We start from the raw sequence: 18,928 nt of genomic DNA, 5'->3' as shown, positions 1-18,928 counted from the left end.
CGGCCTTAATACCGGGGGCGGGCGGGAATGGATGGGCTTTCGGCCTTCGATGCCCGATTCAAAGCCCGTCATCGGCCGTTCGCCGCATCATCCAAACGCGTTTTTCGCATTCGGGCACGGCCATCTCGGATTGACCCAAGGGGCGACCACCGGACGCCTCGTCGGCGAACTTGCCGCTGGTGAACCGACAACCATCGACCTTGCCCCCTTCCGTATCGATCGGTTCTAACGTCTCATCGAACCGGACAAAGGTAGGTCGTCCCGATCCGGCCATCGGAACCGTAGCGTGGACGAGAATTGCCGCGATCAGAAGCAGGACAAGTATTGGGCCGATCGATCCGGCCGATGCCTGCTTCCACCTTGAGCCGTGGCTCGCTTTCATGAGGAAGCGACCCGCCGTTCTATCGGATCGTCATGACTCAAGCGGGCATCCGATTCGCTGAAGGGCAAGATCGACCCACGCACGATCATAGCGACCTTCGGCGATCGCGACGATTTGCGCCTCCTCGGCGGCGTGCTTGGCCGCAGCCTTCTCATAGATTGCTGCCGCGGACGCAATCGGCACGCACAATAGCCCGTCATCGTCGCCGAGCATCAGATCCCCGGGCTCGACGACCATGCCATCGATTGCGATCGGCACATTGATCTCGCCTGGCCCGTCCTTATAGGGGCCGCGATGAGTCACACCGGCGGCGAATACGGGGAAAGATCCCCGTCGAATCGAGCCGACGTCGCGCACTGCGCCATTGATGACGATGCCGCCGAGTTTCTTGGTGGCAGCGTAGGCCAACATCATCTCCCCGATGATGGAGTTGGTGAGGTCGCCGCCAGCGTCAACGACCACGACATCGCCTGGCTGCACCATGTCGAGTGCCTTGTGGACGAAGAGGTTGTCGCCGGGCCTAGTCTTTACGGTAATGGCTGGGCCAATCAGAAGTGATCCATCGTGCATGGGACGCAACCGCGAGCCCCCAGCTGTCATGCGCGCCATGACGTCGCTCACATTTGCGACGGGAAGCGATCGGAATCTTGCGATGAGGTTCGTGTCTACGAGGCGCTTCCGATTGAGAACTTGGAGACCCAGCATTGTCGTGATCTTTCCTTCAATAACCAGCGTCGCGCGACAACGGGCTACTGCGGGTGGCGACGGTGTGCCTTTTCGGAGAAAAAGCCCTGGCAAATCGCGCCGCGCGACTTTTCTTTGTCACTCTCTACGACTTGGAGTGGGAAGAGCGCCATTCGATAAAACTAATCGTTTGATAGAGTCTCTGAATAAGACGTGTTCTGGTGCAACTGCGCCCTCAAGGCCGTCCGCGTCGGTCAGCAGTTCCGCATGACGGCTGCCGGCTATGCGGCCAACTTGAACCGCCGGGCGCACCAATGCTGTTGATCGAAATTTTTCAATAATATCAATGACTATAGAAACTGTCGTGAGCAGGTAAACTTACATTCCCATCGTCCCGACCGCTCGCCGCACGGAGGCTGACAGTCTTTGCACAAGCGCCGGCGTGTAGCGATCATAGAACGCCTGGTTGGATCGCCCGATCCCGTGCTCGCCGCTGAAGCTGCCACCATAGCGGTTTACCACCACGTCGAGGACCTGGTCGCGCACACGGGCGATATAGGCGGCGTCCGGGCGGCCCGGATGGACGAGGTTGAAATGAACGCCGCCGTCGGCGATGTGTCCGAAATCGCAGACCGCCAGCTCCGGAAAAGTCCCGCCCAGCAGCCCGACGATCTCCTGCCTGAACCGTGCGAGATCCGACCGCGGCAATGAGAGGTCGAAGGCGATCACGTAACCGGAAGCCCTGAGACCTTCCGACAGCGCATGTCTGATAGCCCAAAGGTCATCCGAACGGCCCACCAAAGCGTCGCTCAGCAATGGCGGTTCATCCTCGAATGTCTGGGCCAGCACATTCTCCAGGAAGGTGGAGAGTTCCATCTCGCCCTCTCGCGGCGCCCAGCTTCGCGTCAATTCGACCAGGATCGCGTAGGCCGGAATCGTGCCATGAGCAAAGGGATTGCGGAGATGCTTCACGTGGCCGAGAGCACGCTCCATTGCATTGTGCGACATGCCCTCGAAAGCCGTCAGATATTCGCCGCAGCGTTCTTCCAGGTAGCGCAAGAGCAGTGGAACGCTCGCGTCATCCTGAGGCACGATCAGCGCCGTTGCGGTCTGCTGTGGCAGGCGCTGCAGCTCCAGCACGGCTCTGGTGACTATGCCGAAGACACCACTGGTGCCGATGAAGAGTTGCTTGAGGTCCACGTGGGAGTTGTCTTTCCGCAGGCCCGATGCGAGGTCGAGGATGGTGCCCTCCCCGTCCGGCAGCACCACCTCCAATCCCAGCACCTGCCTCCGCATCGAACCGTAACGTAGGAAGCGCGCGCCACCCGTGTTGGTCGCCACCATCCCGCCAATCATCGGGTCCGCACCCAGATCGACCGGCAGGAAGAAGCCGTGAGGCGCCAACGCTTCATTCAGCACCGACAGTCGGACGCCTGCTGCTACCTCAACGGTGCGGTTGTCGGTATCGATCCTCAGGGGTGTCGTGAGCCGGTCGAAGCTGATGACGCCTTGCGAACCAGAAGTATCCGGCGTCGAGCCGCCGACCAGTCCCGTATTGCCGCTCTGGGGGATCAGGGGAATGCCATGAGCCACCGCATAGGCCACCACCGCCGACACTTGCTGCGTCGTCTCGGGTCGCACCACGAAGGCCGCCTTCCCTTCGTCATAACGGGCGCCGGTCTCGTAAGAACGCATGAGAGACGGATCGTCGACAAGACCTTTTTGACCCACGATGGCGCGAAGTCGGTCGAGATGCGATGGGTCGATCATGGCGTGCCGATCTCTTTCGGGGAAGTTGACTGGCCGTGTTGGATGGCGAAGAGAAAACCGCGACCACTTCGACTTCCGTGATGCGGATCTGCTCAGATGCAAGTCGCGGATCGCACCCCAATGGGTCCGACCCGCGAAATTTATCTGCGCGGCGCCCTATTTCGGAGGCGACATATCGGCCTCGAACCATTTCATCGAAAGTTCCTTAATCGTGCCATCGGCGAGCGCTTGCGTGATGGCGCCGTCGAATTTTTCCTTCAGGGCCGCATCGTCCTTGCGCAGGCCGATCGCAACGCCGCGGCCAAGCAGGCCGCCACGGAACGCCGGTCCGACCACTTTCATGCCCTCGAGCTCCTTCTTCTGACTCGCCGCACTAGCAGACGCATAGTCGACAAAGATCCCGTCGATCCGTCCGGCCGTCAGATCGAGATCGTGCTGCTCCGAGGTTTTGTACTCGCGGATGAAAATGTCGCCCTTGAAATGCTGTTCCAGAAAGGCGAGCGCGTTTGTGGAGCTCTGCACGCCGATGGACTTGCCCTTGATCCGCTTCCTGATCTCCTCGATGGTCGCCTTGCCGTCGTCGTTGAGCTCGGTGATGTCGATCAGCTTGCCGGCGCTGGGAAGTCCCAGGATGTCCTTGTCCGTGACAGTGGCGAAGACGTGCCGGCTCGTTGCGTAGGGACGCGAGAAGCCGATCACCGCAAGACGCTTGTCCGTGATGTTCATGCCGCTCATCACTGCATCATGCTTGCCGGCCTGGATCGCCGGAATGATCCCCGCCCAATCCTGGCCGACAATCGTGCAGGTCATCTGCGCGCGTCGGCAGAGGTCCTGCGCGATCTCGACATCGAAGCCGGCGATCTTGCCGCCGGCTTCGGTGTGGTTCCAGGGAGGAAACGCCCCCTCGGTTGCGATCGTGACCTGCTTTGCCTGCTGCGCGACAGCGACCGAAGAAAGCAACAGGGCAGCGGCGAGAGACATGCAGAGACGGCCGGTTTTCGAGAAACGCATAAAGTCCTCCTGACGACACGCAGCTTTGATGGGGGTTTGTCGGGCTATGCCCGCAAGGTCAATTCCGGTGCAAACATGTCCCGGTACTGTTCTCGCAGAACATTCTTCTGCACCTTGCCCATGGTGTTGCGCGGCAACTCGGGCACGATGACGATTCTCTTGGGTTGTTTGAATTTGGCGAGGTTGCCGCGGATTCGCTCAAGGATTTGCGCTTCGTTCAGCTCAACTCCGGGCTGCGGCACCACCGCCGCCATGACTCCCTCGCCGAAATCCGGATGCGGTATGCCGATGACCGCCGTCTCCGCGACTCCCTCGAGCGCGTCGATCGCAAGCTCGATTTCCTTTGGGTAGACATTGAAGCCGCCGGTGATGATGAGGTCCTTGCTGCGGCCGACGATGTGAAGATTGCCGCGCTCATCGATGCGCCCGATATCGCCCGTGACAAAGAACCCATCGGCGCGGAATTCCTGCGCCGTCTTTTCCGGCATGCGCCAGTAGCCTTTGAACACGTTCGGGCCGCGAACTTCGACAACACCGATTTCGCCCTGCGCCAACACTTCACCTGTGTCAGGTTGAGCCACGCGGATCTCGACCTCAGGCAACGGAAAGCCGACCGTTCCGGCGATGCGATCGCCATCATAGGGATTGGACGTGATCATTCCGGTCTCGGTCATTCCATAGCGCTCGAGAATCGCGTGACCGGTGCGAGCGGAAAACTCCTCGTGCGTGGAGGCAAGCAACGGGGCCGAGCCGGAAATAAAGAGGCGGATCGACGAGGCTGCCTCCCGGGTAAATCCGGGGTGAGCGAGAAGCCGTGTGTAGAAGGTCGGTACGCCCATCATGGCCGTCGCGCGCGGCAGGAGAGAGATCACCTCGTCGACGTCGAACTTCGGCAGATAGATCATCGAGGCGCCAGCGCGCAGGATGACGTTGGTGGCGACGAAGAGGCCGTGCGTGTGATAGATCGGGAGCGCGTGCAGCAGCACGTCGTCACTGGAAAACCGCCAGATGTTCGTGAGCGCCAACGCGTTGGACAGAAGATTGCCCTGCGTGAGCATCGCCCCTTTTGACCGCCCGGTCGTGCCCGACGTGTAGAGGATCGCCGCAACATCGTCCGGCTTTGCGGCGCGGCCGCTGAACGTATCGGGCAAGGTGGAGGCGAGATCGACGAGCGTCCCCTTCCCGTCCGCATCGAGCGTCTCGATCCGGCTTCCTGCATTCTCGGCAAGGGGCGCAAGTTGGGCAGCTTGCGCCGGGTCGCAGACGACAAGGCTCGGTTCCGCATCGGCAATGAAATATTGCATTTCGGCCGCCGTGTAGGCTGTGTTCAGCGGAACGTAGACAGCGCCCACCCGCATGCAGGCGATGTACAATGCGAGCGCCTCAACCGACTTTTCGACTTGCACCGCAACGCGGTCCCCGGGGTCCACTCCCCGCGCCGAAACAGCATGTGCCAGGCGCGCTGAGAGCCGGTCGAAATCGCCATACGTCACGGGAGGGAGGCGAGGCCTTTCAAGGAGCACCTTATCCGGGGAAGCGAAAGCGTCCCGGGCGAGAATCGACAACGTCTGAACCATAACGTTCCTCTGAACCAGAGCCTCATCCGACTCGGGAGGCCAAATTCTTCCGGCGACCTAACGGTCGTTAGGATGTCCGACAAAAACATAGAGCTCTCGCATCGTCAACGGGAATAATGGCTGTATTTCAACGATCTTGCCTGACAAATAGCGGCTTGCTACGGTGGCGTATGAGCAGATCCGAAACCAGCCCTACAGCTTCACCGACAGAGCGCTCTCCCGGCCGCCGTCGGAATTTGGCCGAACAGGTCTTTAGCCACCTAGCCGCACGGATCAGCGATGGAGATCTCCCGCTCGGGCAACGTTTGCCGACCGAGTTCGAGCTCGCGCGGACGATGGGCGTGAGCCGCGCTGTGGTGCGAGAAGCCATCTCCCGCTTGAAGCAGGACGGTCTTGTGGAAGCGCGCCAAGGGAGCGGCGCGTACGTGACAAGCACGCGCCCGGCGGGCTCTTTCCGCTTCAATCGCGAGGAACTGGACGGCGATCACGCGCAATTGGCGCAGGTATTCGAGCTTCGCCTGGGCCTCGAAGGCGATGCCGCCGGTTACGCGGCTGCCCGGCGGAGCGACAGCGATCTCGCCCAGATCTCGGATTGTCTCGCAGCGATCGCTACGGATATCCGGAACGGAAATGACGGGATCGATGCAGATTTCGCGTTTCACGGGGCCATCGCGAAGGCCACCGGCAACGCGTTCATTCTGCAACTGGTCGACCTCCTGGGCGTCCAGTTGAAAGATTCGATCAGGGTCGCCCGGCTCAACTCGTCGTCCCATCGCGGAAGACCCGAGGCGGTGCTGGCGGAGCATACCGAAATCTTTGACGCAATCGTGGACAAACGCATCGACGCTGCCCGCGGTGCCGCGCGACGTCACGTCATGAATGCCGCCAAGCGGCTCGGCCTTTCCATCGGCATTTGAACCATTGCGCTTCCACCATCCAGCATTTGTCAGGACACCATGGCGACTTATTCCCTCGGCACCCAGCGCCCCCTGCTGCCTTCCTCCGACCGGTTCTGGCTGGCTCCCGGCGCTGCTGTGATCGGCGACGTTGCGTTGGGGGACGATGTCAGCGTCTGGTTCGGCGCAATCATCAGGGGCGATAACGAGCGCATCGGCATTGGGGCGCGTTCGAACATCCAGGATGGCGCCGTCCTCCATTCCGACATGGGATCACCCCTCACGATTGGCGCATCGTGCACCGTGGGCCATCGCGCCATCCTCCATGGCTGCACCATCGGTGACTTTGTGTTGGTCGGAATGGGCGCGACAGTCCTGAACGATGCCGTGATCGGTGCAAACTCGATCGTTGGAGCCAACGCGCTCGTCACCCAGGGAAAGCGCTTCGAGCCGAATTCGTTGATCGTGGGATCGCCCGCGAAGGCTGTACGGCTGCTCTCCGACGAGGAAGTCGCCTCCATCGCCGAGACGTCGGACGAATATGTCGAAAACTATCGGAGATTTGCCGCTGAGCTGGCCTGAGCACCGGCAAGCTTCAACGCTAGATCCGCGTAGCGCTGGGCAATCTCCTCGATACCGAGCCGGCCGGCGGCGCGGTACCACCCGATCACACCGTCGCAGAGCGAAATGATCGCGAAGGCGGTAACGGCCACGTCGTCGACCGTCATCACCCCACACGCCGCGCCCGATCGCAGAATACGACGGACATTTTCAGTATGCTGGCGCTGAAGCCCGCGCATGAGGTTCCGCTGTTGGTCGGACAGGGCCTCGACCAGTGGGCCCATTCCAAGAAACGTCCGGTCGTAGACGCGGGCATATTCGATTTTTTCGATCTGAAAGCGGACATGCGCCTGCACCAAAGCCCCGAGTTGCCGGACCGGATCGGCGCCGGCGCTTGCGACGGCCGAGGCCATCCCGCCGAGGAAGTCCTTCTGGTTGTCTTCCAGAACGGCAAAGAGCAGAGCGCCCTTCGAGGGGAAGTGATGGTACAGGCTTGGCGCGCTCATGCCGAGTTCCTGCGCCAGAAGCCGCATGCTCATGCCTTGGTAGCCCCGCTCTCCCAAGAGGAGCGTTGCGGTCCGCACGATGTCCTGCCGGCTGGTCGCGCTCTCAGCCGTGAAAGCCATGATCATGCCTTTTCCTGCACGAGTCCGCGCAAGACTTCCAGTCCCGTCGCACAGGACAGTCCGGCGTCTTAGCGATCCTGCGCCGTATTGCCGAGGATGTCCTCGACACAGCGTGCGAAGTACAGAAGCCGCGCATCCTCCTTCACAAACCCGACGATCTGGAATCCGAGCGGAAGACCTGCCGCACTCCGCGAAGTCGGAAGCGTAATGGAGGGGTTGTGAAGAAGCGACCAGATCCGGATGAACGCAGAGCTGCCGGTGCTGCTTGCGAGGGGCGCCTCCCCGAGAGTCGATGGCATGGCGATCACGTCCAGATCGCGCGCCAGGTCGTAGAAGGCCCGGCGGCAGGCATCCGCCTCGTCGAGCGCCTGGGAATAATCGGCGTCGCTGTATGTCTCTCCTAGCTCGAGATAGGCGAGGAGTTCCGGGTCGCATTTCTCCGCGTGGTCCCGCTTGATCGCCGCATATTCGCGCGCAAGGTCATAGGCCATGATGACGTCCTGTGCGTCCCCCATCTTCTCGAACAGGGGCGGCATCGAAAGCGTCGAGATGCGGGCGCCCGCGGTGGACAGCTTTTTGAGATTCTGCTCGAAGACCGCCATGGCAGCCGGGTCTGCGTTATCCCAATCTTTCGTGCGCCACACACCCACGCGGACATCGCGGGTGAGCGGTTTTGCCGTGTCGAAGCGGGGATCCTGAGTGAAACCCCGCATGAACAGCGTTGCGTCCTCGACCGAACGGCAGATCGGCCCGACCACGTCGAGAGGCCGAGAATACGTTCGGATGCCCACATACGGGATTGCGTCGAGGGTCGGCTTGAAACCGACAGCGCCGCAGAACGCGGATGGGCGGAGAATGGAACCGGCGGTCTGCGTGCCGACGGAAATCGGCGTCATGAAATCCGCAACCGCTGCCGCCGACCCGGCGGATGAGGCGGCCGGCGTGCGCGCCAAATCGTGGGGATTGCGCGCGGGGCCCGGGAGCATGATCGCATGCCGCGAAACCGCGTTCTTGCCGAGAACGGTGAAACCCAGGCCCCGCGCCATGGTAACGACGGGTGCGTCGACCGTCGGTTGGCGGTCGGGAAAGATCTCAGGGTCGCCGAGTTCCGTGGGCATCTCCGCGGTATCGATCGTGTCCTTGAGCCCCAGCGGCACGCCATCGAACAGGCGGCGGCGACCCTGCCGGTCCGTCTGCCGGGCTTGCTCCAGCGCGGCCTCGGCAGCCACATGCACCCAGGCTTTCACGTCAGGGTTGCGCGCATCGATCCGCTCAAGACAGGCTTCCACCCAGGCTACGCTGGTCAAGGTGCCCCGCTCCATCTCGCGCAGGCCTTGGGCTGCGGTCAATGTGGCGATACGCGATGCCTGCGGGCGTTTGGCGGCGGCAGCGGAACGAGAACGATCGGACGAGTCCATGACGAGAAATCCTGTTTAGGCGGGATGGTGCGAAGGATGGGAGCCGGACGGGGCCTGACCTCGCCCGATATAGACGTCGCTCATCTCTTCATTGGCGAGGAGATTGGCTCCGGTATCGGCGAGCACGATCCGCCCCGAGTCCAGAATGTAGCCACGATCGCTGAAGGCCAGAGCCTGTCTTGCGCGCTGCTCGACCATGAGCACTGCCACATCGATTGTCCGCAGCCGCTTGACCTCCATGAAGACCTGGTCAGTCAAGGCCGGCGACAGGGCGGCGGAGGGTTCGTCCAGCAGGACGAGGCGAGGCGACGACATCAGCGCGCGCGCGAATGCGAGTTGCTGCCGTTCACCGCCCGAAAGATTCTCCGCATAGGCAGCGCGCCGGCCGGCAAGTGCGGGAAACAGATCGAACATTTCCCGGATGCGAGCCTGCTTGTTGGTGGCGTGCTCGACGACCTGGAGATTTTCGAGAACGGTGAGCGCCCCAAACACATTCCGGACTTGCGGCACATAGGAGATGCCCACCCGAATGCGATCTTCGATCGGCAGTGCCAGAAGATCGGTCCCGTCGAAAATTATCGATCCCGAAATGCGGGGCAGCAGGCCCATGGCGGCCTTGATGAGCGTAGACTTGCCTGCGCCGTTCGTCCCCGCAATGGTGACGATCTCCTGCGGGTCGACATGCATGTCGATGCCCGAGATGATGTCCACCTCGCCATAGCCACCGGAGACGTGCTTGATTTCAAGGAGACTCATATCACGCCCCCCATATAGGCTTCGCGAACGGCGGGATCTGCGAGGACAGCGTCGGGGCTGCCGTGTGCGATGACGCGGCCCCGGTCCATGGCGTAGAGACGTGGCACGATGCGGGCGAGCTCCGCAAGGTTGTGCTCGATGATCAGAACCGCGATGCCGCGCTGGTTGAGTTCGATCACGCGCTCACAGAGTTGCTCGATCAGCACCGGATTGACGCCCGCAAAAGGCTCGTCGAGCATGATGCATTTGGGCTCGAGCATCAGGAGACGACCTAGCTCCAGCAGCTTCTTCTGGCCGCCGGAGAGCTTTCCTGCCAGCTCTCCTTCGACCCCACGCAAGTTCAGGAAATCCATGACGTCGCAGACCTTTGCGGTCAGCCGCTCTTCCTCCTGGCGGATCTTCCCGCGGGAGAAGACGAGAGCGCTCAGCTTCTCACCCTCCTGCTCGGGCGCCGCCGTCATCAGGTTGTCGAACACCGTGAGATTGCTGAATTCGCGCGGAACCTGAAATGTCCGCGCGAGGCCACGCCGCACCCGGTGATGTACGGCGAGGCCGGTGATGTCTTGGCCTGCGAAATGGACCCGTCCCGAGCTCGCCGGGATATAGCCTGTCGCAACGGAAAAAAGCGTGCTTTTGCCAGCACCATTGGTGCCGATAAGCCCGACGAGTTCACCTTGTCCGACTTTGAGATCCACATCGTCCAGCGCCCGGAAGCCGCCGAACCCCGCGGTGATTTTCTCGACTGAAAGAAGCGCCATCTATCGGCTCCTCTTCGGTGAACTACCGAACAGCCCCTGGGGACGGTAGAGAATGACGCAGATGAGGGCGACGCCGATGACCCAGATGCGCAAGCTCGCCATCTGCACCTCCGAGACGCCGCCGATGACGTCTCGAATGAACCGTGAACCCTCGAGGAAACCGACGAGCAGGACGGTTCCCATGACGACCCCGCGAAGCGAGCCGACGCCTCCTAGCACAAGCGCGATCCAGATGTAGAAGGTGATCAGCGGAACATACTGCTCCGGGCTGATGAAGGTGAGATAATGCGCCTGCAAGCCGCCCGCCAATCCAGCGATCCCCGCGCCCAGCATGAGAGAGCGCGTCTTGAACTGCGCCGGGTTCTTGCCGAGGGCGCGGACCGCCACCTCATTGTCACGGATCGCCTCGATGACCCGCCCGAACGGGCTTTTGATGATGTGATGAATGAGAAAGAACACACCCACACACACGACGACGAGAAGAATCAGGATCAGCAGATCCGTCTTCTGCGGCTCGACCCAGCCGGCGAAAAGGCGCGGAATGCCGGGGAGTCCATGCATGCCCCGGGTCAGCCACTCCTCCGTCTGAAGCATCATGCGCACCGCCTCGGAGAAACCCAGCGTGACGATCGCCAGATAGTCGCCGCCCAGCCGCAGCGCGATCATGCCAAGCGGGTAAGCGGACAGCGCCGCCAGGGCAGTCGCTGCCGCCAGCGAGATCGGGATCGGCACTCCCTTGAGGGCCAGCAACGCCGACGTGTACGAGCCGATGGCGAAGAAACCCACATGGCCGAAATTGACGAGGCCGGTGAAGCCGTATTGCAGAGCCAGACCACCAGCGAGCAGCAGATAGATCAGGATGCTGATGAAGATTGCAATCAGATAGCCTTCCATGACCTCACCTTGCTGCCATTGGGCGACCGAACATTCCCTGCGGGCGAAGCAACAGCACGCAGAGAAGGATCACGAACGCAAAAACGATCTTATATGGAGGGCCGGCGAAGAGGCTTGCCACCTCCTGGGCGATACTGAACGTCACGATGCCGAGGACTGCGCCCACAGGGCTGCCGATGCCGCCGAGAATGACGCCTGCGAACATCGGCATGAGAAGCTCCCAGCCGAGTTCCGGAACGACGACAGCCTTGATCCCCAGAAGAGCTCCGCCAAGGCCGCAGAAGGCGCCTGTCAAGCTCCACAGGAAGATCATGACTCGCTTCGACCTAATGCCGCTCGCCGCAGCGAGTTCGGCGTTATCCGCGATGGCGCGCATCCGGCGTCCGGTCGGAGTCAGATGCATGATGCAAAACACGATGACCAGAGCGGTCAAGGCTGTCGTCAGGATATAAAGATCCGTCGGCAGCAGCCGGATGCCGCCGAAATTCCACGCCCGAACGAGCGGCACGTCCACCACGTGCTGATCTTGTCCTGCAAAGAAAGTGATCGTGCTTCGTACTGCGAACGCGACCCCGATAGAGGCGATCAATCGCGCGACTTGCGACCGCTCCGCCAATGCGCGGAAAACCCAGAAATAGAAGAAGAGCGACACGAGCGCCGTGACCGACATCGCCCCGAAAACAGACGTCACCACCGAGCCTCCCAGGAACGCCTGGGAGGCTACGGTCGTATAGGCGCCTAAAGTCATGTAGTCGCCCGTCGCGGCGTTGGGGAAACGGGCGATTCCGAACACGAGCGTAATCGCCAGCGCCGGCAGTGCGAGCAGCATCCCGATCACGATCCCATTGATGGCCGCGTTCGCGACCGAGAGCCAATCCATCACTTGAACTTTCTTTAAGCGGGCGTGTGGCCGGGGATCGTCTCTTTCAGGACGAGATTACCGTCCTGAATATCGAAGACACCGAAATCCGGGACGGTTTCGCCATGCTTGCCGAAATCGAGACGCGAGGATGCGCCATTGTAATTGACCGGCTTGCCGTTCCGCAGGGCATCGCGTCCCTCCGTGAAGGAGGTGACTGCCTGCCCGTTGCCGCTCGTGATGCTCGGAATCTTGCCGTTGATGGCGAGAACATCGGCAGAAGCGCCTGTAGCCTCGATGGCAAGCGCCAGCGTGATCACCATGTCGTAGCTCTGCGCCGCGAAGATGTCCGGCTCGCGATTTGCGACCTTCTTGAAGGCGGCAGCGAAGCGTTTGTAGGCCGGGCTCTGGCTTGCCGCCACGTTGGAGATGGAGATGATGCCTTCGGTTGCCTCCTTGCCGAGCGCCTTGACGAGATCCTCGTTGGCGGTCCAGCCCGGCATGATGAACTTGCAATCCTGGCCGCTCTGACACCATTCCTTGAGGATGATCGTCGCATCGGGGCGGTAGGCGCTCAGCGAGATCACGTCGGGCTTCGTTGCGAGCACGCGGCTCAGTTCGGTCCGGTAACTGCTCTGGTTGGGCTCGTAGATGACGAAAGCGCTGACCTTGCCGCCTTTCGCTTCCCAGGATTCCTTGAAGTGGTTTGCCTGACCCACGAAGGTGGAGTTGTTGAAGGCCATCACGGCCGGGCGCTTGAAGCCGCGCTGGCGGGCGACCTCCGCAAAGGCGCTTCCGAAGATGGCGTTGGACGCCTGGAACATCCAGGCAAGTCCCTTCTTGTTCTCCGTCAACATTTCCGGAGCACCACAGGTGTTCATGGTGATCAGGTTGGCTTCGTTCGTGATCGGCATGGTGGCCAGACCGACGGAGGACGGCCAGATGCCCACCACGGCCTCAACCTTGTTGATCTCGATCAGCTTCTTGACCGCGAGCACTGCCGCTTCGGGTTTGGTCTGATCATCCTCGGCGAAAAGCTGGAACTTCCGGCCTGCCGCGCCGCCGGCGTCGTTCACCTCGGCGACCGCGATCTTGATCGCCTCCAGCATGTAAGGACCATAGGGTCCGCCGATACCCGTAATGGAATTCAATGCTCCCAACCGGAATACTTTCTCCGATTGTGAAAAAGCCGACCCGGAAAACGCGCCGAGGGCCGCCAGGGCTGTTCCGGAGACGAGGAACCCGCGCCGCGAAAAATTCATAGGCTGTGTCATGATCGTTCCTTTCTGGTTGTTGTTCTTAGTTCTCAGTCCTACAGGCCAGTTTCTTGTTTTTGGAGCCAAGCGACAGGGAAAATCGGCGTTACTGAATTGCGCCTCGGCTTCGCATCGTTTCGATAGCGCCCTCGTCTACGCCGAACCTGCGAAGCACCGCGTCGGTGTGTTCGCCGAGCGTGGGCGCCGCCATGCGCACAGCGCCCGGAGTCTTTGAGAATTTCGTAGGAATCCCGATCATCTTCATGGTTCCGAGCTTGGGATGTTCGACCTCTTCGATCATGCCGCGGGCGATATAGTGGGGATCCTGCATCGCCTCTCCGAAATTGTTGATGGGCCCACACGGTACGCTGGCCGCCTCGCAGCGCGCGATCCAGGTTGCGGCATCGGCCGAGGCGAATGCCTCTTCCAGAAGCGGCTCCAGCTCGGCAATGTTTTCAAGGCGATCCATATTGGTGACGAAGCGCGGATCCTCAATCAACTCGGGTCGATGTATCACCTCGCGGCAGAGCTTTTCCCACGTGCGCTGGTTCGCGGCGCCGATGACGATGAAGCCATCGCCGGTGCGAAGAGCCTGATAGGGAGCGGAAACCCGATGCCGGCTGCCTGTCGCCTTCGGTAATGTGCCGTCGGTGAAATATGCCGCGGCCTCCCAAACGAACCATGGCAATCCGCATTCGGCAAGCGAGATATCGATATGCTGGCCCTCGCCCGCCTTGATCTGGTGCACGTAGGCTGCGATGATCGCGTAGGCCGCCGTCATGCCAGCGCCGACATCGTAAATCGCGATGCCCGACTTCAGAGGCCGGCCGTTCGGTTCGCCGGTCATGCTCATGATGCCTGTCAGTCCTTGGGCCACCAGGTCAAACCCGCCCTTGCCGGAATAAGGGCCCGTCTGGCCGTAGCCGGAGATGGAGCAATAGACGAGCCGCGGGTTGAGCTTGCGCAGCGTTTCGTAGTCGACGCCGAGCGACTTCGTCACGCCGACGCGGTAGTTCTCGACCACAACATCGGCCCAACGCGCGAGATCGTAGAGAATTTCCTTTGCCTGCGGGTCTTTCAGGTTGAGGGCGATCCCCTCCTTGTTGCGGTTGATATGCGCAAAGCAGGTCGACTCGCCGTTCACGTAAGGGCCCATCTCGCGAGAATCGTCGCCCGTGATGGGTTTTTCGACCTTGATCACCTCTGCGCCGAGATCAGCCAGGATCATCGTGCAATAGGGCCCCGCCATGATCTGCGACAAGTCCAGGATCTTCATGCCGCTGAGCGGTGAACCTGCGATATTCATCCGTACTACTCGTTTCTGATGCCAAACATGACCCGGCAAGATGGTTGACCGGTCCGCCGCAAGCGCGATGCGGCCAGCCGGACTGAAGGAAGGCGTTTCCTGCTCAGCGACGCTGAGAGGACCTTAGCGCCCGACGAATGCCGGTTTCAGCTTCTGGCTGAAGGCGGCGCGTCCGATGCGGTAATCCTCCGTGTCAAAGCATGCATAGGCCTCGTCACGTTCTTGCTCGGTGATCGGCGCCCGGTCACGAAGTCGGCGCACGAACGCCTTGTGCCAGCGGTTCACCAGAGGCGCCGCGACGCTGATGCGTTCGGCTGTCGCATAGGCATCCGCCACGACCTGATCGTCTTCGACGAACCGCGTGACGATGCCCTTGGCGAGTGCTTCTTCGACACCGAAAATGTGACCTTCGAGCAAAATCTCCAGCGCATGCGTCGGTCCGACCACAGCGATGAGATCGTCGAGCTCGCGATAATCGAGGGTCAGCCCGATGCGATTGATCGGTATGCCGTAGCGACTGCTGCGCGCCGCGATCCGAATATCGCACATCGATGCGATCTCCAGGCCGCCGCCGACGCAGACGCCCTCGATGCAGGCGACCGTCGGATGACGTGTGTTCTTGAGGTGATCCGTCATCTTGAGCGTTAACTCGGCATATTCGCGCGCTTGCGCACGACTGTCCCGATCATCCTCGAAGCCGCCGATATCACTGCCTGCGCAGAATGCGCCGCCCGCTCCGCGCACCACGATGCAGCGGATTCCATCGTCATCATCGAGCTCCGACATCAGCGCGCCGAAATCCCGATACATATCGAGGGTGAAGGCGTTGCGCTTCTCTGGACGATCCATCAGCAGCGTGGCGATTCCGTCGTCGCGACGTTCGACCCGGATGCTCATGACCGCGCCTCAAGCAGAAGTTCCGTGCCGCGCAGCACCGCTCGGCCGTCGAGTTCTAGCGTCGCATCGGTCAGGATGGTGTCGTAGTGGGCTGCTGCCTTCACGGTTCCGCCGATATAGGCGCTGGTGCCGAGCGCGAGCTGGATTGAGCCGTAAACGCTCTCGTCGGACATCATCGTGCCATCGAGGACGCAATTCGGATTCATGCCGACGCCCAGTTCGCCGAGGTTGTACACGCCGGGATCCTCGAAGCTCGCCAAGAGATCGCGGAACATGCGCGCCACGCTGCCGCCCTCGATCGCGACCGCCATTCCCTTCTCCATGCAGATGCGGACAGGCTCATCGCGGATGAGCGACACGCCAGGAATGCTCGCATTGACGATGATGACGCCCTCTGCGGTGCCTTCGACGGGCGCGAGACTCGATTCAAGGCAATACCCGGCGGAAATGTCGGTGGTGTTGGCAAAACCATGCAGCGCACGTCCCCGGCGTCCTTCGATGCTCATGGTGACGTCGGTGCCATGGGGACTCGTGACGCGCGCGGTGCTGGCTGCCGAGAACGAAGCAGCGAGACTTTCGATCTGGGGCCGCAGCGCGACGAAGTCAGCGTCCCACCCTTCGGCCATGAAGAAGTCTTCGCCGTGCGATTCCGGAAGCACGATGACGCCGGCACCTGAACGCGTCGCTTCCTGTCGGGCGGATGTGTGGGCGATGTTGGCACGGGTGAGGCCGATGACCAGATCCGACGCCTTCATGGCCGCAGCAGCAACAGGCGAAAGCTGTTTGCCGTGCCGGGAAGAGCCTTCGATCTGCATGAGATGGAAGTTCGCCCCCACCTCCGATAACGCGATCGCCAGCGGCTCCACATTATGGCCCGTATGCAGATCGTATAGGACGAGCACCTGACTTTCGGCACCGGCGCCACCGAGCAGGGTGACGACCTTCCGCGCATTTTTCAGCTTGAGCAGAGTGTTCATGTTGCCCATCTCACGCCGTCTTGGCGACAGCCGTCGCCTCGCGATCCACGCTGTCGATCGCCGCCCCGAGGATGTCGAGCCCGCGAGCAAGCTCGTCTCCGTCCATCGCGAGCGGGCCCAGGAAGCGGACGACGTTTCCGTAGAAGCCGGCTTTCACGAGGATCGGACCCCGTTGATACGCCTCCTCCACGATGGCGACTGTGAGGTCGCCCGCCGGCTGATGCTCGCGACGGTCGCGGACGATTTCGATGGCCTGCATGGCGCCAAGTCCACGCACGTCCCCGACGATCGAATAACGCTGCGCCCAGGATTCGAAGCGCTCTCGCACGATGGCGCCAACACGGCGCGCCTTCTCGCAGTAATCCTCGTCCTGCATAACGGCAATCGTTGCAAGCGCCGCCGCGCACGACAGCGGATTGCCGCCATAGGTCCCGCCGAGGCCGCCCACCTTCGGCGCGTCCATCAATTCGGCGCGGCCGACAAGCGCCGCGATCGGCAGACCGCCGCCCATGGATTTGGCGATCGTGTAGAGGTCCGCCTCGACACCCGAATGCTCGGTTGCGAACCATTCCCCCGTGCGGCAGAAACCGGACTGGATCTCGTCGGCGATCAACACGATGCCGTGGCGCGTGCAGTACTCACGCAACTTCCTGAGGAACGAGGCCGGCGCGGGGTGGAAGCCGCTCTCCCCCTGCAGCGGCTCGATCACCACCGCAGCTACATGCTCGGGAATGACCTCACTCTCGACGAGCCGGACGAAATCCGCGAAGGCCGCATCGGCGGACGCCCGTTCGTCGGCCGCCCCTGACCGATAAAAGACCGGGAACGGCGCACGGTAGATCTCGCCCGCAAAGGGACCGAAACCGGTCTTGTAGGCTGGAGCTTTCGCAGTCAGCGACAGGGCCATGTAGGTGCGACCGTGGAAAGCACCTTCGAAAGCGATGATAGCCTGGCGGCCAGTGGCCCTGCGCGCGACCTTGATGGCGTTTTCGATCGCCTCGGCGCCGGTGGTCTGGAGCATGACCTTCTTCGGCCATGAGCCTGGCACGATCTCGATGAGCTTCTCGGCGAGCTCGATGTAGCCGGGATACATGACGATGTTGAAACAGGTGTGAAGAAAATTTTCCGCCTGCTCCCGGACGGCACGGACGATCTCCGGATGTGCGTGGCCGACATTCAACGTGCCGATGCCGCCCGCAAAATCGAGAAACTCATTCCCGTCGAGATCGATCAGCTTGGCGCCGGAAGCGCGGGCCGCAAAGATTGGCGCTCCATTGGCAACGCCCAGCGCCACGGAGGCGTTTCGCCGCTCCTGATAGGATTGGCAGAGAGGACCGGGAAATGCGGCTTCTTGGATATGCGACGTCATTCTCGGCTCCTTCGACCGTCTACAACCGGCCCCAAATGTAAGCCTGTACATTTCGTTGTGTCAATCCGATTGCACAATATTGTACAATCTTTTGTACCGGAGTTGATTGCGGAGCCGAACCGCTTTATTGGCAGTTGTCAGCAATGCCCGCTGCCCTCATCGGGTGTCGGGAGATGCCAGGATCTGCAATGCGAAAGCCGAAGAGAAAGACGACGACGGTCGAAGCCGCGATCGTCGACATGAGGGAAAAAATCTCCTCGCGGAACCTCAGCCCGGGAACACGCATTCCCGAGGAGGAATTGGCTGCTGCCTACAACCTGCCGCGCGCGAAAGCGCGGGAAGTGCTCGCGACCCTCGAGGACCGCGGATTGATCGAGCGCGAGCCCAACAAGGGCGCCATTGTCGCCGCGGTCGATATGGAGACGACCTATCGTCTCTATGAGGTGCGCGAGGCACTCGACGCGCTGGCGGTACGCCTAGCGACGCTCAACACGACCCCAGCGGACTGGGACGACATTTCGGAGCTATTCGGCGAGTCCTTCGAGAAAAGCCTCAAGGCGGGCGATCTCGACCAGCATATCAATGCCATCGAGGTCTTCAGGTCGCGCATCAGGGAAGCCGCCCGCAACCCGATCCTCAGCGATATGATCGACCGCATCTACGACCGCACCCGCGTCACTATCCGCCGCGTCGCGCTGCTGCCGGGTCGCGCCGAGATGGGCATCAAGCAATATCGCGCGGTGCTCACGGCCATCATCCGCGGCGATGCCGATCAGGCCGAAGCGCTTGTACGCGAACTCAACCGCAGCGCGCGGGATTACATCAGCCGATACAAGGACTACGTCCTCTGACACTAAGCGAGTTTGACGCGCGCCGTTCAGGCCGAAGCGCTTGTACGCGAACTCAACCGCAGCGCGCGGGATTACATCAG

19 protein-coding genes are annotated in these 18,928 nt (G+C 61.6%); 4 read left to right on the top strand and 15 right to left on the bottom strand.

Annotated features, from left to right (window positions below):
* A partial coding sequence (locus FEZ63_RS12475; RefSeq protein ID WP_150944886.1) for an NAD(P)/FAD-dependent oxidoreductase occupies positions 1-229 on the top strand: 229 nt, incomplete at its 5' end.
* 183 nt (positions 230-412) lie between these two features.
* Here the strand turns inward: FEZ63_RS12475 and FEZ63_RS12470 are convergent.
* The 4 genes from FEZ63_RS12470 to FEZ63_RS12455 all read right to left on the bottom strand — a co-directional run bounded on the left by FEZ63_RS12470 (position 413) and on the right by FEZ63_RS12455 (position 5,424).
* A complete protein-coding gene (locus tag FEZ63_RS12470) occupies positions 413-1,087 on the bottom strand; it encodes an RraA family protein (RefSeq protein WP_150944885.1) in 675 nt (224 codons plus the stop codon).
* A gap of 357 nt (positions 1,088-1,444) precedes the next feature.
* Positions 1,445-2,836, bottom strand: a complete 1,392-nt coding sequence (locus FEZ63_RS12465) for an FAD-binding oxidoreductase (protein ID WP_150944882.1) — start codon at positions 2,834-2,836, stop codon at positions 1,445-1,447.
* Positions 2,837-2,992: 156 nt separating this feature from the next.
* Positions 2,993-3,847, bottom strand: coding sequence for a transporter substrate-binding domain-containing protein (locus FEZ63_RS12460; RefSeq protein ID WP_150944880.1), 855 nt, complete (start codon positions 3,845-3,847; stop codon positions 2,993-2,995).
* A 44-nt stretch (positions 3,848-3,891) separates the two neighbouring features.
* Positions 3,892-5,424, bottom strand: coding sequence for a malonate--CoA ligase (locus FEZ63_RS12455; RefSeq protein WP_150944878.1), 1,533 nt, complete (start codon positions 5,422-5,424; stop codon positions 3,892-3,894).
* Between the two features lie 116 nt (positions 5,425-5,540).
* On the opposite strand from FEZ63_RS12455, the gene FEZ63_RS12450 reads away from it, so the two are divergent.
* Both FEZ63_RS12450 and FEZ63_RS12445 read left to right on the top strand, forming a co-directional pair.
* Positions 5,541-6,341, top strand: a complete 801-nt coding sequence (locus tag FEZ63_RS12450; protein ID WP_150944876.1) for a FadR/GntR family transcriptional regulator — start codon at positions 5,541-5,543, stop codon at positions 6,339-6,341.
* Positions 6,342-6,380: 39 nt separating this feature from the next.
* Complete coding sequence (locus FEZ63_RS12445; RefSeq protein WP_150944874.1) at positions 6,381-6,902, top strand: gamma carbonic anhydrase family protein; 522 nt, start codon at positions 6,381-6,383, stop codon at positions 6,900-6,902.
* On the opposite strand, the gene FEZ63_RS12440 is transcribed toward FEZ63_RS12445, so the two are convergent.
* The 11 genes from FEZ63_RS12440 to gabT all read right to left on the bottom strand — a co-directional run bounded on the left by FEZ63_RS12440 (position 6,872) and on the right by gabT (position 17,997).
* Positions 6,872-7,507, bottom strand: coding sequence for a TetR/AcrR family transcriptional regulator (locus tag FEZ63_RS12440; RefSeq protein ID WP_162419738.1), 636 nt, complete (start codon positions 7,505-7,507; stop codon positions 6,872-6,874). The two genes, FEZ63_RS12445 and FEZ63_RS12440, sit on opposite strands and share 31 nt — an antisense overlap.
* A 68-nt stretch (positions 7,508-7,575) precedes the next feature.
* On the bottom strand, positions 7,576-8,925 hold the full coding sequence (locus tag FEZ63_RS12435; protein ID WP_150944872.1) for an amidase: 1,350 nt from the start codon (positions 8,923-8,925) through the stop codon (positions 7,576-7,578).
* A 15-nt stretch (positions 8,926-8,940) separates the two neighbouring features.
* On the bottom strand, positions 8,941-9,681 hold the full coding sequence (locus FEZ63_RS12430; RefSeq protein ID WP_150944870.1) for an ABC transporter ATP-binding protein: 741 nt from the start codon (positions 9,679-9,681) through the stop codon (positions 8,941-8,943).
* Positions 9,678-10,439 (bottom strand): ABC transporter ATP-binding protein, encoded by a 762-nt coding sequence (locus FEZ63_RS12425; RefSeq protein ID WP_150944867.1) that lies wholly within the window; start codon positions 10,437-10,439, stop codon positions 9,678-9,680. Before FEZ63_RS12425 ends, FEZ63_RS12430 begins: the two co-directional genes overlap by 4 nt.
* Positions 10,440-11,333 carry a branched-chain amino acid ABC transporter permease gene (locus FEZ63_RS12420; protein ID WP_150944866.1) on the bottom strand — a complete coding sequence of 298 codons (894 nt, stop codon included), beginning with the start codon at positions 11,331-11,333 and terminating at the stop codon, positions 10,440-10,442.
* A 4-nt stretch (positions 11,334-11,337) separates the two neighbouring features.
* Entirely contained in the window at positions 11,338-12,213 is an 876-nt protein-coding gene (locus tag FEZ63_RS12415; RefSeq protein ID WP_150944863.1) for a branched-chain amino acid ABC transporter permease, read from the bottom strand.
* Positions 12,214-12,227: 14 nt separating this feature from the next.
* A complete protein-coding gene (locus FEZ63_RS12410) occupies positions 12,228-13,466 on the bottom strand; it encodes an ABC transporter substrate-binding protein (protein WP_150944861.1) in 1,239 nt (412 codons plus the stop codon).
* Between the two features lie 88 nt (positions 13,467-13,554).
* Positions 13,555-14,754 carry a CaiB/BaiF CoA transferase family protein gene (locus FEZ63_RS12405; protein WP_150944859.1) on the bottom strand — a complete coding sequence of 400 codons (1,200 nt, stop codon included), beginning with the start codon at positions 14,752-14,754 and terminating at the stop codon, positions 13,555-13,557.
* Positions 14,755-14,877: 123 nt separating this feature from the next.
* Positions 14,878-15,651 (bottom strand): enoyl-CoA hydratase/isomerase family protein, encoded by a 774-nt coding sequence (locus FEZ63_RS12400; protein ID WP_150944856.1) that lies wholly within the window; start codon positions 15,649-15,651, stop codon positions 14,878-14,880.
* Positions 15,648-16,628 carry an aminopeptidase gene (locus tag FEZ63_RS12395; protein ID WP_150944854.1) on the bottom strand — a complete coding sequence of 327 codons (981 nt, stop codon included), beginning with the start codon at positions 16,626-16,628 and terminating at the stop codon, positions 15,648-15,650. The genes FEZ63_RS12400 and FEZ63_RS12395 overlap by 4 nt, the downstream gene beginning before the upstream one ends.
* Before the next feature lie 10 nt (positions 16,629-16,638).
* Positions 16,639-17,997 (bottom strand): 4-aminobutyrate--2-oxoglutarate transaminase, encoded by a 1,359-nt coding sequence (gabT, locus tag FEZ63_RS12390; RefSeq protein ID WP_150944852.1) that lies wholly within the window; start codon positions 17,995-17,997, stop codon positions 16,639-16,641.
* Positions 17,998-18,185: 188 nt separating this feature from the next.
* Between gabT and FEZ63_RS12385 the strand changes: the two genes are divergently transcribed.
* Positions 18,186-18,848, top strand: coding sequence for a GntR family transcriptional regulator (locus tag FEZ63_RS12385; RefSeq protein WP_201274161.1), 663 nt, complete (start codon positions 18,186-18,188; stop codon positions 18,846-18,848).
* Positions 18,849-18,928: the final 80 nt, after the last annotated feature.

The organism is Microvirga brassicacearum (genome assembly GCF_008757455.1).
In the GTDB taxonomy this organism is placed as follows: domain Bacteria; phylum Pseudomonadota; class Alphaproteobacteria; order Rhizobiales; family Beijerinckiaceae; genus Microvirga; species Microvirga brassicacearum.
The sequence above is the reverse complement of the archived record's forward strand: the minus strand, read 5'-3'. Positions and strand labels throughout refer to the sequence as shown.